The 15,463-nt window shown below is 62.7% G+C and carries 14 protein-coding genes, 1 tRNA gene and 1 pseudogene; 9 read left to right on the plus strand and 7 right to left on the minus strand.

Annotation, left to right across the window (positions count from 1 at the left end):
* The 3 genes and pseudogenes from PMI26_RS00300 to PMI26_RS0130035 all read left to right on the plus strand — a co-directional run.
* Window positions 1-242, plus strand: a pseudogene (locus PMI26_RS00300) (L-seryl-tRNA(Sec) selenium transferase); the annotation flags it as partial.
* Complete coding sequence (gene selB / locus PMI26_RS00295; RefSeq protein ID WP_007980935.1) at window positions 239-2,146, plus strand: selenocysteine-specific translation elongation factor; 1,908 nt, start codon at window positions 239-241, stop codon at window positions 2,144-2,146. The pseudogene PMI26_RS00300 and the gene selB, both read left to right, overlap by 4 nt.
* 19 nt (window positions 2,147-2,165) lie before the next feature.
* Window positions 2,166-2,261 (plus strand) — tRNA-Sec (locus tag PMI26_RS0130035).
* Window positions 2,262-2,366: 105 nt separating this feature from the next.
* Here the strand turns inward: PMI26_RS0130035 and PMI26_RS00290 are convergent.
* From PMI26_RS00290 to PMI26_RS00260, 7 genes are all read right to left on the minus strand, one after another.
* Complete coding sequence (locus PMI26_RS00290; RefSeq protein WP_007980938.1) at window positions 2,367-2,657, minus strand: type II toxin-antitoxin system RelE/ParE family toxin; 291 nt, start codon at window positions 2,655-2,657, stop codon at window positions 2,367-2,369.
* A complete protein-coding gene (locus PMI26_RS00285; RefSeq protein ID WP_007980940.1) occupies window positions 2,650-2,895 on the minus strand; it encodes a type II toxin-antitoxin system ParD family antitoxin in 246 nt (81 codons plus the stop codon). The genes PMI26_RS00290 and PMI26_RS00285 overlap by 8 nt, the downstream gene beginning before the upstream one ends.
* 201 nt (window positions 2,896-3,096) lie before the next feature.
* Window positions 3,097-4,164: an alpha/beta fold hydrolase gene (locus tag PMI26_RS00280; protein ID WP_007980942.1), complete on the minus strand. Its 1,068-nt coding sequence runs from the start codon at window positions 4,162-4,164 to the stop codon at window positions 3,097-3,099.
* A gap of 239 nt (window positions 4,165-4,403) precedes the next feature.
* Entirely contained in the window at window positions 4,404-5,576 is a 1,173-nt protein-coding gene (locus PMI26_RS00275; RefSeq protein WP_007980944.1) for a helix-turn-helix transcriptional regulator, read from the minus strand.
* 152 nt (window positions 5,577-5,728) lie between these two features.
* Complete coding sequence (gene cysN / locus PMI26_RS00270) at window positions 5,729-7,621, minus strand: sulfate adenylyltransferase subunit CysN (protein ID WP_007980946.1); 1,893 nt, start codon at window positions 7,619-7,621, stop codon at window positions 5,729-5,731.
* Window positions 7,621-8,565 (minus strand): sulfate adenylyltransferase subunit CysD, encoded by a 945-nt coding sequence (cysD, locus tag PMI26_RS00265; protein WP_167399487.1) that lies wholly within the window; start codon window positions 8,563-8,565, stop codon window positions 7,621-7,623. Before cysD ends, cysN begins: the two co-directional genes overlap by 1 nt.
* Window positions 8,566-8,630: 65 nt before the next feature.
* Window positions 8,631-9,101 (minus strand): SRPBCC domain-containing protein, encoded by a 471-nt coding sequence (locus PMI26_RS00260; protein WP_007980949.1) that lies wholly within the window; start codon window positions 9,099-9,101, stop codon window positions 8,631-8,633.
* 208 nt (window positions 9,102-9,309) lie between these two features.
* Between PMI26_RS00260 and PMI26_RS00255 the strand changes: the two genes are divergently transcribed.
* From PMI26_RS00255 to PMI26_RS00230, 6 genes are all read left to right on the plus strand, one after another.
* Entirely contained in the window at window positions 9,310-10,437 is a 1,128-nt protein-coding gene (locus tag PMI26_RS00255; RefSeq protein WP_007980951.1) for a DUF1214 domain-containing protein, read from the plus strand.
* Window positions 10,434-11,603, plus strand: coding sequence for a sulfotransferase family protein (locus PMI26_RS00250; protein WP_007980952.1), 1,170 nt, complete (start codon window positions 10,434-10,436; stop codon window positions 11,601-11,603). The genes PMI26_RS00255 and PMI26_RS00250 overlap by 4 nt, the downstream gene beginning before the upstream one ends.
* Before the next feature lie 37 nt (window positions 11,604-11,640).
* Window positions 11,641-12,429 (plus strand): SDR family oxidoreductase, encoded by a 789-nt coding sequence (locus tag PMI26_RS00245; protein ID WP_007980954.1) that lies wholly within the window; start codon window positions 11,641-11,643, stop codon window positions 12,427-12,429.
* Window positions 12,430-12,441: 12 nt separating this feature from the next.
* The gene (locus PMI26_RS00240; RefSeq protein WP_007980956.1) at window positions 12,442-13,416 is read left to right on the plus strand and encodes a hypothetical protein; all 975 of its coding nucleotides are present in this window, start codon (window positions 12,442-12,444) and stop codon (window positions 13,414-13,416) included.
* Between the two features lie 191 nt (window positions 13,417-13,607).
* Window positions 13,608-14,426 (plus strand): DUF2092 domain-containing protein, encoded by an 819-nt coding sequence (locus PMI26_RS00235; RefSeq protein ID WP_007980958.1) that lies wholly within the window; start codon window positions 13,608-13,610, stop codon window positions 14,424-14,426.
* A 16-nt stretch (window positions 14,427-14,442) separates the two neighbouring features.
* Entirely contained in the window at window positions 14,443-15,216 is a 774-nt protein-coding gene (locus PMI26_RS00230; protein ID WP_007980960.1) for a hypothetical protein, read from the plus strand.
* Window positions 15,217-15,463: the final 247 nt, after the last annotated feature.

The following is a 15,463-nucleotide window of genomic DNA, read 5'->3' on the forward strand; positions in this document are numbered from 1 at the left end:
GCAGCGGCAGCCAGCCGGTGGCGCGACTGGCCAGCGCGGCGCTGTGTATTCGCCCACTCACCTCGAAGCGTTTGCGCGGGCGATCCTTGCTGAATCTGGAGGAGGCCTTTCGCGCCTTGCCGATTGCGGTGCTCGGGCGCATTGACGATGACGCCCTGTGGCTGGACCTGCGGCAACTGGACGACGAACCGGCCTGGCTGACGCAGCTCGATCAATTGCACGTGGAGGGCCGGGCAGGGTGATTGTCGGCACCGCAGGACACATCGACCATGGCAAGACGGCGCTGCTCCAGGCGCTGACGGGCCAGGCGGGCGACCGGCGCCGGGAGGAGCGTGAACGCGGCATGACCATCGACCTCGGCTACCTGTATGCCGCGCTGGAGCCGGAGGCGCCACTGACCGGTTTCATCGACGTTCCCGGCCATGAACGTTTCACCCACAACATGCTGGCCGGGGCGCAGGGCATCGACCTGGTGTTGCTGGTGGTGGCCGCCGATGACGGGGTGATGCCGCAGACCCGCGAGCACCTGGCGATCGTCGAGTTGCTCGGCATCCCGCGGGCGCTGGTGGCGATCAGCAAGTGCGATCGGGTCGACAGCGCCCGGGTGCAAGACGTGCGTGAGCAGATCCGTACCTTGCTGGCACCCGGACCCTATGCCAATGCACCGCTGATTGCACTGTCGAGCGTGACCGGTGAGGGCATCGAAACCTTGCGCAAGGCGTTGCTCGATGCCCAGCGTGAAGTGTCGCAGCGCAATACGGAAGGCGGTTTTCGCCTGGCGATCGATCGGGCCTTCAGCGTGGCCGGGGCCGGTATCGTGGTGACCGGTACGGCGCTGTCCGGCCAGGTCGCGGTGGGCGATACCTTGCTGCTGGGGCCACAAGGCAAACCGGTGCGCATTCGCGGCCTGCACGCGCAAAACCAGGCCGCCGACAGCGCCTGTGCCGGCCAGCGCGTGGCGTTGAACCTGAGTGCCGAGCGGCTGGCGCTGGAGCACATCCATCGCGGTCACTGGTTGCTGGCCGACGGCTTGTACGCGCCGACCCAGCGCCTGGACATCGACATGCAGTTGCTTGCCGGCGAATCCCGGGCCTTCGAACACTTTCAACCGGTGCACCTGCACCTCGGCACCCAGGACGTCACCGGCAGAGTCGCCTTGCTCGAAGGCGCCAGCCTGGCGCCCGGTGGGCGGATGTTTGCACAACTGCTGCTCAATGCGCCGGTGCACGCGGTGAAAGGCGATCGGCTGATCCTGCGCGACCAGAGTGCTCAACGTACCTTGGGGGGCGGTCGGGTACTCGATCCGTTTGCACCGACCCGGCAACGTCGCAGCCCCGAACGCTTGGCGCAGTTGGTGGCCCTGGCGAGCAGCACGACGCTGGAGGATGTTTTGCTGGCATTGCTGGCCCACAGCGACACCGGGCTCGATCCGCAGCGCCTGGAGCGGCAGTTCAACCGACCGCGCAGCCGTTGGGTGTTGCCCGCTGACGTGCGCTTGATCGACACCCGCCAGGGCGCGTTGCTGTTCAGTGCCAGCCGTTGGCAGGCCTTGAAGGCCGCCGTGCTGGAACACCTCGCACGCTTTCATCAACTCGAACCGGACCAGATGGGGCCGGACCGGGATCGCTTGCGCCGATTTGCCGGCAGCACTCAAGAACGCGGGACATTCATCAGCCTGCTCGACGAGTTGCTGACCAGCGGCGACATCGCCAGCAGTGGCCCGTGGTTGCACCTGCCCGGGCATCAGGTGCGCTTGAGCGAAGAGGACGAAGCCCTGTGGCTGCAATTGCAACCGCTGTTCGAGCAGGCTGCATTCGACCCGCCGTGGGTGCGCGACCTGGGGCATGAGGAAGCGGCCGTGCGCGGGTTGCTGCGCAAAATGGCGCGCCTGGGCCTGATGCATCAAGTGGTGCGCGACCTGTTTTATACCGACAGCATGATTCGCCGATTGGCGGCTATGCTGTTGCAACTGGCGGACGCCAACCCGGTGATCCAGGTGGCGGCGTTTCGTGATGCGGTGGGCCTGGGGCGCAAGCGCAGTATCCAGATACTGGAGTACTTCGACCGCATCGGCCTGACCCGGCGTTTTGGCGATCGTCGCCAGGTTCGTCCGGACAACGCGTTGGCCCAGCGCAATGAGCCCTGATTCAGGGGCAGGAATTCAAGGAAGGCAATCGCGCCCGGTGGCGCGGCCGGGCTTCAAACCCGGTTGGGGACGGCATCCGTTCCCGGGCAGGTTCGACTCCGGCTGCCTTCCGCCAAACAACCCCAGGCTTGCTGACTCTGTAGGAGCGAGCTTGCTCGCGATGGCGGTTGGTCGAAGCAATACATTCGTCCAGTTCTTACACGGGGTGCGAAATGGAGAGTTAGAGATTGCGCTGCGCTTCCATCCGATCATGAAGGACCCTGATGATCGCAATTCCGTACGCAGTGATTCGAAAATAGATCATGTGCCGCTCCACACTGCAGCGCCGATAACCAGGACGGATAGTGTCGCAGGCCGGCGCTTTTTTCGGGTGCTCGGCCAATTGCGCAAATGCTGAGGTAAGGATGTCAATGTAGCGATTGGCCTGATCCAGGCCCCACTGGCGAGCCGTATAACTCCAGATTGCCTCGAGGTCGCCCTCTGCGGCAGGCGTTAGACGATACTCAGCCATGCGCGGTCAACATTCTCTGTTTGAATGCAACTGGATCGAATGGGCGGGGTTTTCCGCTGGCTTCACCTTCCCGAAGGGCGGCACGAATCGTTTCGAGTTCAGCGCTGCGCTCCTGTTCACGACGGATCAGATCGCGAATATATTCGCTGTCGTTGGTGTAATGGCCCGCTTCTATCTGCGCTTTGATCCAGTGGTCTTGCTGGTCAGTCACGGTGATGGTTTTTCGTACGGTTCCCATGATCGGGCCTCCACGAGATGGTCGATTGCGTGCAACCTATCATACTATTGGTGCGGTATCGAGCAGGTCTAGTGTAGGAGCGAGCTTGCTCGCGATGGTCGTTAACGATAACGCTTGTTTACTGGTTCAACGCGGCGCACTCGAGACCATCGCGAGCAAGCTCGCTCCCACAGGGTTTTTGTGTGCCATGTCAGATCGCCCTCAAAGATGATCCGCATCGATCACAGCCTTGGCGAACGCCTGCGGGTCTTCCTGCGGCAGGTTGTGGCCGATGCCGCCGTTGATCAGCCGGAACTCGTATTTGCCGGTGAAGCGCTTGGCATAGTCTTCGGGGGCCGGGTGCGGTGCGCCGTTGGCATCGCCTTCAAGGGCAATGGTCGGCACGCTGATGGACGGCGCCGTGGCCAGTTTCTGCTCCAGCGCTTCGTAGCGGCTTTCACCCTGGACCAGGCCCAGGCGCCAGCGATAGTTGAACACCGTGATGTCGACATGGTCCGGGTTGTCCAGCGCCTTGGCGCTGCGGTCGAAGGTAGCGTCATCGAACGCCCATTTCGGCGAAGCCAGTTGCCAGATCAACTTGGCGAAGTCGTGGGTGTTTTTCGCGTAACCGGCGCGACCGCGGTCGGTGGCGAAGTAGAACTGATACCACCACTGCAGTTCCGCCTTGGGGGGCAGCGGGTTCTTGCCGGCCGCCTGGTTGCCGATCAGATAACCGCTGACCGAGACCAGCGCCTTGACCCGCTCCGGCCACAGCGCCGAGACAATGTCGGCCGAACGCGCACCCCAGTCATAACCACCGAGCACCGCTTGCTTGATCTTCAGCGCATCCATGAAGTCGATGACATCACTGGCCAGCGCAGCCGGCTGGCCATTGCGCAGGGTCTTGTCGGAGAGGAAATGCGTATCGCCATAGCCGCGCGCATAGGGCATCAACACCCGATAGCCCTTGGCGGCGAGCAGCGGCGCGACCTCGTCATAGCTGTGAATGTCGTACGGCCAGCCGTGCAGCAGGATCACCACCGGTCCGTTGGCCGGGCCGGTTTCGGCGTACGCGACGTCCAGCAGCCCGGCGTTGACATGCTTGAGCGGGCCGAACGGCGAGGGTGCCGCCTGGGTGGCTTGGGCAGGGGGCGCAGCCGGCTGCACGCTGGCGGCCGTTTGCCCATGGGCTGCGCCGAGCACACCGAACAGGCTGAGTGCGAGGATCGACGGGCCGACCAGGTGGCGGCGAGTCTTGCCGGTGTTGCTGTTGCGCAGTGCCATCTTCATGGGATGTCTCCTTTACCAGCCATGGGTCAGGGGTCGGTCTGAGCCCCTGCAAACCTTGCTTGCATTGAAACGCGGCAACGTATCCGGCCTGTGTCCAATTGCCGGCTGGATGAAAGACTGTGTATCGGGACGTCGCGTTGACACAGTGTGATACACAGCCGCGTCATGCGTGGCCCGTGATCTGCGCACGTGGCTTTCTGCAGAGTGTACGCAGTAAATACGGATCTACAGTCTTTGAACTAGCCAAGCGACGCCACACTGTTGAGCAATGTCTTGACCAATTGAGCCTGGCGGGTGGCGCCGGTCTTGGCGAACACTCCGCGCAAATGGGCACGCACCGTGTTGCGCGAAACTCCGAGGGCCAGGGCTGTTTCATCGAGGGTTTGCCCGTCCATGACGAGCATGGCCACTTCGGTTTCGGTCGGCGTCAGCTGGAACAGGCTGCGCAACAGGTTGCGCGACGCCTGCGGTGAGTCCGCCGGGTCGCGGATGAACACTGCTACGGCGGGCCGGCGTGCGCCGTTGCGCGATTGATAGCTCACGGGGATGGGGCGCAGCAGTAGATTGAGTGGCATCTCGCCGCTTGGCCGGGTCAGGGTCAACACTTCGATGTCATCGAGACCACGCTGGCGTTGTTTCAATACGGCCTGGATGGCTTGCTGGACATTGCGGTTCTGCTGGCTGGTGAAGGCACAGAGCTTGTCGTGTCGGCATTCCAGGCCGTCACGGCTGTCGAACAGTCGCTGGGCGGCACGGTTGCAACGCATCATTCTGCCGTCTTCGTCGAGGATCGCCGTGCCCACCATCAGTCGGTCGATGGTCGCGGCATAGAGTTGGCGTTCGGAGTCCAGTTGCTCTACGGCCGAGTGCAGGTCCACCGCTTGTTGCAGGTGCGGCAGGAGCAGGCGAATCAGGGCAATCTCCGTCGCATCGAAGTCGCGGCTGGCGTGGTTGCGGCAGGCGAACAAGGCGCAGTGCATACCCGTGGGCGTGCGCATGTTGGCGACCAGGACGTGGCGCAGATCCAGGGGTTGCAGATAGTTGCGGTAGAAGTCGTGGGCCAGCCAGACATCGGTGCCCAGTACCTGATCGGCACTGGCCACCTGCTCGACAGGCCAGTCGATGAAGGGGCAGATGGCGTAGTACTGTTCGCTGTAGAACGGCTCGCCTGGCAACAGGGGACCATGAATCGATGCATTGACGATCAATCCCGGCCGTTCATGGTCGGGGTTGCGTAGCACCAGGGTGAAGAAGCTGGCGTCGAAACGCTGACGCAAGGTTTCCAGCAGGCCGGACCAGGGTGTGGATTCAAGGGGGCCTTGATAGACCAGCGCAAGCAAGCGGCTGAGTTCTGCAGACGGGATTTCGGTATCGGGCTGCAGGTCCGTGCAGACCGGAAGAGAGAGGGTCATGGATGCGCCTCGCTGCTGCTTGTTGTTGTCGTTCGAGTATTGATCGCGCCCATGGCGGGAAAATCGTCCGTTTGGCTTAGGCGGGTTGTCGGGCCATGTGATAGGCAGCGCTACACCGGTTGTTGCCGGCATAGCGCTGAGCTCATGGGCTTTTACAGTGCCAGCAGTGCCTCGACGATACGTTCGGCGGCGGTTTCGGCCGACTCGTTGCGGGTATCGATATGGATGTCCGGCGTTACCGGCGGCTCATAAGGCGAGTCGATCCCGGTGAAGTTTTTCAACTCGCCGCGCCGGGCTTTCTGGTACAGGCCCTTGGGGTCGCGCTGTTCGGCCAGGGCCAGTGGCGCATCGACGAAAATTTCCAGGAAATTACCGTCTCCCGCCAGGCGGCGTGCCATCTCGCGCTCGGCACGGAACGGCGAGATGAACGACACCAGGGTGATCAGACCGGCATCGAGCATCAGCTTCGCCACTTCCGAGACCCGGCGGATATTCTCCACCCGGTCGGCTTCGGTGAAGCCCAGGTCGCGATTCAGGCCATGGCGGACATTGTCGCCATCGAGCAGGTAAGTGTGCCGGCCGAGGGTATGCAGCTTGCGCTCTACCAGGTTGGCGATGGTCGACTTGCCCGCGCCGGACAGCCCGGTGAACCACAGGATTCGCGGCGACTGCCCCTTGAGCGCCGCATGTGCCTCGCGGTTCACGTCGACGGCCTGCCAGTGCACGTTCTGTGCGCGGCGCAAGGCGAAGTGCAGCATGCCGGCGCCGACCGTCCGGTTGCTCAGGCGGTCGATAATGATGAATCCGCCCGTATCGCGGTTGTCGGCATAGGCATCGAAGGCGATCGGCCGGTCCAGGTGCAAGTTGCACACACCGATACCGTTCAGCTCCAGGGTTTTGGCCGCCAGGTGTTCCAGGCTGTTCACATCAACCCGGTGCTTGAGGCTGGCGCAGCTCATGCTGACGGTCCGGCAGCCGATCTTCATCAGGTAAGGACGCCCGGGCAACATCGGCTCTTCATCCATCCACACCAGCGTCGCCTCGAACTGGTCGGCAACGGCCGCCGGCGCATCGGCCAGGACAATCATGTCGCCGCGGCTGATATCGATTTCGTCCTTGAGCGTCAGCGTGACAGCCTGGCCGCACAGGGCCTGCTGCTGTTCCCCGGCGCTGCCGAAGATCCCGGTGATCTCGCTCTGATGACCCGACGGAAGCACCCGGATGCGATCCCCCACGCTGACGCTGCCCGCGGCGACGTTGCCGCAGTAGCCACGAAAATCGAGGTTCGGACGGTTCACCCATTGCACGGGCAGGCGGAACGCGGCCTCGACCTGTCGAGCCTGCTCAAGAGGGACGTTTTCCAGATGCTGGAGCAGGGTCGGCCCCTGGTACCAGGGGGTGTTCGGGCTGGCTTCCAGCATGTTGTCGCCGCGTAGCGCGGAGAGCGGGATGCACTGGATGTCGTGCAGGCCAATCTGCGAGGCGAACGCACGATAATCGGCTTCGATGCGTTCGAACACTGCTTGGGAATAGTCCACCAGGTCCAGTTTGTTGATGGCCACCACGACCTTGCGGATGCCCAGCAGGGACACCAGGTAACTGTGCCGGCGGGTTTGGGTGAGGATGCCCTGACGGGCATCGATGAGGATCACCGCGAGGTCGGCGGTCGAGGCGCCAGTGACCATGTTGCGGGTGTATTGCTCGTGGCCGGGGGTGTCGGCGACGATGAATTTGCGCTTGTCGGTGGCGAAGAACCGATAGGCGACATCGATGGTGATGCCTTGCTCGCGCTCGGCGCTCAAACCGTCGACCAACAGGGCGAAGTCCAGTTCGTCGCCCTGGGTGCCGAGTTTTTTCGAGTCGGCTTCGAGTTGGCCAAGCTGGTCCTCGAACAGGACCTTGGACTCGTAAAGCAGGCGGCCGATCAGGGTGCTTTTGCCATCGTCGACGCTGCCACAGGTGATGAAACGCAGCAGTTGCTTGTTCTGTTGCTGTTCCAGATAGGGCGTCAGGTCGCCATTGAAGGTGTCGTTCAGCGCGCTCATCAGAAATACCCCTCTTGCTTCTTTTTCTCCATGGAACCGGCCGAATCGCTGTCGATCAGTCGACCCTGGCGTTCCGAAGTACGGCTGACCAGCATTTCGCTGATGATCGCCGGCAGGTTGTCGGCATCGCTGTCGATGGCGCCGGTCAGCGGGTAGCAGCCAAGCGTGCGGAAACGCACCTTGCGCATTTGCGGCGTTTCTCCCGGTCGCAGCGGCAGGCGCTCGTCGTCGACCATGATCAGCGTGCCGTCACGCTGAACCACAGGGCGCTCCTTGGCGAAATACAGCGGCACGATGGGGATCTGTTCGAGGTAGATGTATTGCCAGATATCCAGCTCGGTCCAGTTCGACAACGGGAATACCCGCAGGCTTTCGCCCTTGCGTTTGCGTGTGTTGTACAAGCGCCAGAGCTCGGGGCGCTGCTGTTTCGGGTCCCAGCGATGCTGCTCGGAGCGCAGCGAGAACATCCGTTCCTTGGCCCGCGACTTCTCTTCATCACGGCGGGCACCGCCGAAAGCGGCGTCGAAACCATAGTGATCCAGGGCCTGCTTCAGTCCTTGGGTCTTCCACACGTCGGTGTGCAGGGCCGAGCCGTGGGTAAAAGGATCGATGGCCTTTTCCACGCCCTCGGGATTGACGTGCACCAGCAGTTCCAGCCCCAGGCGCGATGCCGTCTGGTCGCGGAACGTGATCATTTCGCGAAACTTCCAGGTGGTGTCCACGTGCAGCAAGGGGAAGGGCGGTTTGCCCGGGGCAAACGCCTTCATCGCCAGGTGCAGCATCACGGCGCTGTCCTTGCCGATGGAATAGAGCATCACCGGGTTTTCACACTCGGCGACCACTTCGCGGATGATCTGGATGCTTTCCGCTTCCAGCCATTGCAGATGAGTCAACATCGGATACCTCCTCGATTTCTGCCGGGTTTGGCTCCGGCGGACCTCCAAGGTAGGTAAAGCGCCGCCGGCGCTTCTTCGTCTGCTCGGACGAAGAACGCGACAGCGGCTGAAGGTCACGCGACGGACGCGTACAACGTCTCGGCACGCACCTTGAGGGCGCGGGCTACGGCATCGAAGCCCTGTTGCACCCAGGGACCATGATTGGCCATGACCTGGTCGGCGGTCGCGCCGAGGAACTGGTCGGTGGTGTGGTAGCGGCAACTGGCCGGACCGGTGCGCTCGATGTGCTGTTCGCGGCGGGCAGCGTCCGGATTGTCGGCAGTGGCATACATCTCCCAGGCGAGCAATCGGTGGGGCTCGAAGTCCGCCAGGTATTCGATCACGTGCAGCAACTCACCCGGTTGCCCCGGATGGGGCAGGAACAGGTTGACCGGCTCCCCAAGTACCAGGCTCGACTCGACCTTGACGGTATAGGGGTTCCACTGCGGATAACGCGCCAGGTCGATCAGTACCGACCAGACCCGTTCAGCTGGCGCGGCGATGTCCACGATGACGGAACGAACCAGGTTTTTCTCTGCGGTCATGGGTGACTCCTCTGAGAGTGACTCCGCGCCACGCATCGCGACGGGAGTAAGCCATGGGCTCAGGCGCGATCCTCCCCGCTCGGGATGCCCGGCTCCTCGTCCATGCGGACTAGGCGGGCGCTTAGTCCGCTCGGACGAAGAACCGGCAAGCGGGAACTCCCTAAGGTCACTGGCAGCGGCGGGATGTCCGCCGGCAGAGGAGAGCGGCATGGTTACAGACATGGTTACAGACAGGATCGATCAGGAGGTGCTCAGCGGTGAGAGCTGGAACCTCTTTTGCGAGCAATTGCGCCGCAGCGGCGAGCAGATACTGCGCCGCGAAGCGCCGGCCGATGTGCAGACCCGTGCCGAAGGCTTTCGTTATCTCACCCGGTTACTGCGCATTGCCCTGGAAATGCATCTGGAGTTCGCTGACCCGGACTTTCCGGGCTTCATCACCCCGTCCCATGAAACCGCGAAAATCGGCGCCGACAACCCGGATAACCTGTACAGCTATGCGCGCCTGAACGGCGAGCATGAGTACCGGGTCAGCGGTCACCGCGGCAGCGTGGCCTACCTCAGCTTCGGCTCCCAGAAGGGGGGGTATGAGACGGATGGCAAGATGACCCAGACCGGTTTCCTCGATGCCGGGTCACTGGCGCTGGATGCCGAGGGCAACTTCGACATCATCCTCAGCCAGCATCAGCCGGCTGAAGGCAACTGGCTGCGGCTGGAGCCGCAGAGCAATGCCCTGATCGTGCGCCAGACGTTTCTTGACCGTAGCAGTGAGCAACCGGCCCAACTGCGAATAGAGCGCCTGAATGCCGGGCAGGCACCTGAACCGCTGACGGCGCCACGCTTGCAGCAAAGCCTGCAGCGGGTGGGCAGTTTCGTCGAGAACACCGCCCGATTGTTTGCCGATTGGGCCCAGGGTTACCAGGCCCATCCCAATCAACTGCCAGCCGCCGACCAGGCGCTGTGCCAGTCCGTGGGGGGCGACCCGAACATTTTCTATTACCACTCCTACTGGGCCCTGGCCGAGGACGAGGCCTTGCTGATCGAGGTCGATCAGGTGCCTGACTGCGACTTCTGGAATGTGCAGATCAACAACTACTGGATGGAGTCGCTGGACTACCGCTACCACCGCATCTGCCTGAACAAGCACTCAGCGCGCCTGGACGCCGATGGCCGCTTGCGCATGGTGCTCTGCGGCGTTGATCCGGGCCTTGATAATTGGCTGGAAACCGCCAGCCATCCCCACGGCACCCTGTGCTTGCGCTGGGTCGGGGCGCAGCATCCCGTGCACCCGACCACGCGCGTGGTCAAGCTCGATGCGTTGAAGGAGATTGTGCGATGAGCGCCGATGATTTCGCCCTCGATGCCTTGCTGGCCGAAGCCAGCGCCCGTTCCGGGGGACTCGACGACTTCGGTCCCGGCGATTTTCGCCAGGGCCTGCGAGTATTGGCCGACGCCCTGAAGAACGAAGCGTGCCTGTCGCCCGCCGGGCGGGGCCTGTTGCGGGAAAAACTGCTGGGGCAACTGGTCAACCGCCTGGTCATGGAAGATCACTTGCGGCGTCACCCGGAGATCCTTGAGCAACCCATCGATGACCCGTTGGTGATCGTCGGCCTGCCGCGCACCGGCACTACTCTGCTGCAGCGCACGCTGGCGGTGGACCCGCAGTTCAGCAAGGCGTTGTGGTGGGAAACCCGTTACCCCGCACCCTTGCCCGGTGAAACACTGGAGCAGCCACTCAAGCGCATCGCCCGGGCACGCGAAGAAGTCGCGGGAATGATCGAGTTCCTCCCGCAGTTGCTGGCCATCCACCCGCTGGACGCCGAGCAGCCCGATGAAGAGTTCATGTTGATGGAACACTCGTTCCTGTGCGCCATGGATTCCTACGTCAATGTGCCCAGCTATACCGCCTGGCTTGACGCTCAGGACCAGACGCAGGTCTATCGGTACCTCAAGCGAACCCTGCAGTTCCTGCAATGGCAGCAAGCACGCCGCGGCATCGAGCCTGGCCGTCGCTGGCTGCTCAAAAGCCCGCAGCACCTGCATACCCTGGAGCTGCTGTTCGAGGTATTTCCAAAAGCACAGGTCGTCCTCACCCATCGCGAACCCGCCAGGACCATTCCGTCGCTGGCCAGCTTTATCCATACCCTGTGGTTGCTCTACAGCGACAAGGCCGATGCCGAGGCCGTGGGAGAGCAGTGGAACCGCCGTATGGCACGTGCGCTGCGCCATGCGATGACCGTCCGCGAGCGTATGCCCCCGGAGCGTTTCCTGGATGTGCACTTCGAAGACACCGTGGCCGAGCCGCAGGCAGTCGTCGAAAGGATCTATCAGTTTGCCGGCCTCCAGTTGACGCCGCAGACCCGGTCCGCCATGGCGCAATGGCTGCAGGCAAACGGGCGTGAAAAGCGCGCGGTTCATCACTACAGCCCCGGCCAGTTCGGCCTCAGCGAAGAGATTTTGCAACGAGACTATGCCGAGTATCGAACCCGGCATATTCAAGCCTGAAACCCGTACAGCTCATAACAACAAGAGGAATCTCCCCATGCTGTTGAAAGACAAGGTCGTGATGGTCTCGGGTGTCGGCCCGGGGCTGGGTATCAAGTTGGCCATGGAAGCCGCACGCGAAGGTGCGCGCGCCGTTGCCATCGGGGCGCGGGACAAGGCGCGGCTGCTCGAGGCGCAACAACGCATCCTGGCGCTCACCCACACCTGCGAGGTGTTGTGTGTACCCACGGACATTACCGATGTCGAAGCCTGCCAGCGCTTCGCCGCAAACACCCTGGAACACTTCGGGCGTATCGATGCGCTGATCAACAGCGCCTTCTCCCACGGTGGTTTCCAGTCCGTGGAGGAGGGCGACAACGCCCCATTGCGCGAGGCCCTGGAGGTCAATCTGCTGGGCTCGTTGAACATGAGCCGCGCCGTGCTGGCGCCCATGCGCACCCAGGGCGCGGGCGCCATTGTCATGATCAATACCCTGGGGGTCCGCAAGCCTTACCAGGGCGGTGCCGCCTATGCCGCCTCGAAAAGCGCACTGGCCGCGACAGTGCGCTACCTGGCGACCGAGCAGGCGGTGCATGGTCTGCGGGTCAACGGCCTGGCGTGCGGCTGGATGTGGGGCGAGCCGGTTCAGGCCCTGGTCCGCCAGACCGCTACCGCCCGGGGCGTCAGTGAAGAACAGGTGCGTGCCGAACTCAGTGCCGGGATCCCGGGCGGGCGCATGCGCACCGATGACGAGTGCGCACGCGCCGCGCTGTTCCTTGCATCGGACTACGCCAGTGCAATCAATGGCGCGCAACTGGATGCCAACGGCGGCGAAATGATGTGCTGAGGAACATGACAGATGATTGATCACTGCGCCTTTAATGGCGATGCGGATGGCCTCTGTGCACTGCAGCAATTGCGCCTGGCCGGGGAACTGGAGCCCGAGGTGCGCTTGATCAGTGGGGTCAAGCGCGATATCGAACTGTTGCGCCGGGTCACGGCCGCTCATGGCGAGCGGGTCACTGTGCTGGACGTGGCCCACGAGCAGAATCGCGAGGATACCTGGCGTTTACTCGACGCCGGTGCCCGGGTGCGCTATTTCGATCACCACTATGCGGGTGACCTGCCGCGACACCCGGCATTCGAGTCATTTATCGATACGGCGGCCCATGTGTGTACCAGCATCCTGGTGGACAACTACCTCTCGGGGCGAGAGCACCGCTGGGCGGTGGTCGCCGCCTTTGGTGATGGCCTGGCCGGTCCGGCGCGTGCGCTGGCCGAACGACACGGGTTGAATACGGATGAGGTGGTGGCGCTGGAAGAACTGGGTCAGTTGTTGAACTACAACGCCTACGGCGACAGCCTGGAGGACCTGCATTTCGATCCGTTGGCCCTGGCCAGCGAATTGTTGCCGTACCGCAATCCAATGGACTTCATTCGCGAAAGTGCGAGTTTCATCACCCTGAAAGAGGGGCATGCCGCCGACATGGCGGCTGCCGCTGACCTGGTGCCGTGGCGTGAGGGCAACGGCGCGCGGCTCTATCGCTTGCCGCCGCAGCCATGGGCGCGACGGGTCAGCGGTGTGCTGGCCAATCAATTGGCGGCACAGGCTCCGCACCTGGCCATCGGTCTGCTCAGTGCCAAGGCCAATGGTGAATGGGCGTTCAGCCTTCGCGTACCTGACGGCAGCGAACAGACGGCGGATGCGTTCTGCCGACAGTTCCCGACGGGGGGTGGACGCAAGCGTGCAGCCGGCATCAACCGTTTGGCCGAGTCGGACCTGCCCGCGTTTGCAGAGCGCTTGCTTGCCGGTTATTCGTCCGGATGTTGCTGAGATTGCAGAGACAGTCCGGCATGGATGCCGGATTTCACCTGCAGATTGACGCGCTGTAGCCATTGCGCGGGTTTCCGAGCGGATTTGTTCAAACTATTTTCCCGAAGGCATGGAAATCACCCTGTAACTGAGCTTTTCTAATGACTCTGACGATGCGTGATCGACCTGCAGGTTTCCGTGGAGAACAATCGATGCCTACCTTCCAAACGCCTGTCCGGTTGTTCTGTTTCGGTCTAGCCATAGGTCTGTTCGCGATACCGCTGTACGCCGCACAAACTCCCTCTGCCGATCCGCTTGCGGTGCAACTGGAACCCAAGGCGCTGGAGGTTCTAAAGGCAATGAGTGCCAGGCTCGCGGGCACTCAGGGCATGAGTTTCAAAGCCGTCACGACCTACGAGAGGCCCAGCCGGCTAGGGCCGCCCCTGGCCTATGGCACGGTGGACCTGGTCAACGTGCAACGACCGGACCGCCTTCGTGTGTTGACGTCCGGCGACGGTCCGGCCACCGAGTTTTACTACGACGGCAAAAAAGCCTATGCCTTCGAACGTAAAGGCGACTTGCTGGCCCAGGCGGACGCGCCGCCTACCATTGATGCGACCCTGGAGGCCGCGTACCAGCGTGCCGCGATCTACTTTCCGTTTACCGACGTGATCGTCGCCGATCCCTACAAGGATTTGTCCCGGGACCTGCGTGTGGCGTTCTACGTCGGCCAAAGTACGGTGGTCGGTGATACCACCACCGATGTGATCGCCTACACCAGCGACAGCGTGTTCGTGCAGGCGTGGATCGGCGTGCAGGACAAGCTGCCACGCCGGTTGCGCGCCGTGTTTCTCGATGATCCGACACGATCCCGGCATCAAGTCGACTTCAGTGACTGGAAGCTCCAGTCGGCGATGCCTGCCGATTTTTTCAAGCCTGACCACATCGAAACGGCCCACCGCATTCAGTTTGCCCCACCGCCCGATCTTCGTGCCCCGCAGGGGGTAAAAGAACCCGTGGCGAAACCCTGAACAAGGAGACTGACCCATGAACAGATCTACCTTGAAATTCGCCGGCCTGCTTGTCGCGCTGCTCACCTGCAACCAGGCAGCGGCCTGGTCCCACGCTTCCGGCTTCGGGCGCACGTACGGAGGAGGGGGCTCATGGAGTCATTCGGGTGAATACGGCTCGGCTTCGGGCGGTGGCGGCAGTTGGAGTGGCGAAACCAATCGCGGCGGCTCGGCTTCCGGAGGTGATGGGAGCTGGAGCGGCACAGGCTATCGCGGCGGCACGGCGTCCGGTGGAGAAGGCTCGTGGCACGGCACGGGCGCGGAAGGTGGAACGGCGTCGGGTGGCGAAGGTGCCTGGCATGCGCAAGGTGAAAATGGCGCTACCGCCGCCGGCTATCACGCGGATGGCTATGGCACGACGGCATACCGCCCCCCCGTTTATGGCACAACCGCCTACCATCCCGTGCCTTACGGGACCGCTTACTACCATCCGCCAACCGCTGTGATTGCCAGCAGTGGCTGCTACAACTGTGGCTATAACGAGGGCGTCAATCCGGCAGCTGCCGCTGCGGCGGGCGTGGTCGTCGGTGAAGCAGCAGCGACGGTCGCCGACCAGAACGCCAGCTATAACGCCGGCATGGTGGCCTCCGCCCCACCGACAATGCCCATGGGCGCGACGTACGCCTCACTGCCCCCAGGCTGTGGCTTGATAAGCTTCTCCAATACCACGTATTACCAGTGCGGCAATTCCTGGTTGCGACCGTCCTATGGCGCCAACGGGGTTTATTTCACCGTCGTGCCGATGCCATGATCCCCGGAAGATCGCATGTATCTGTAGGAGCTGCCGCAGGCTGCGATCTTTTGATCTTAATCGACTCCGAAACCGCCAAAAGATCGCAGCCTACGGCAGCTCCTACAGGCTGCGATCTTTTGATCTCAACCAATTCCGAAATCGCAAAAGATCGCAGACCACGCCAGCGCCCACAAGGTATCGGGTATGTCTGTAGGAGCTGCCGCAGGCTGCGATCTTTTTGAAACTCCGAAACCGCCAAAAGATC

Source organism: Pseudomonas sp. GM33 (assembly GCF_000282295.1).
GTDB lineage: Bacteria > Pseudomonadota > Gammaproteobacteria > Pseudomonadales > Pseudomonadaceae > Aquipseudomonas > Aquipseudomonas laurylsulfatiphila.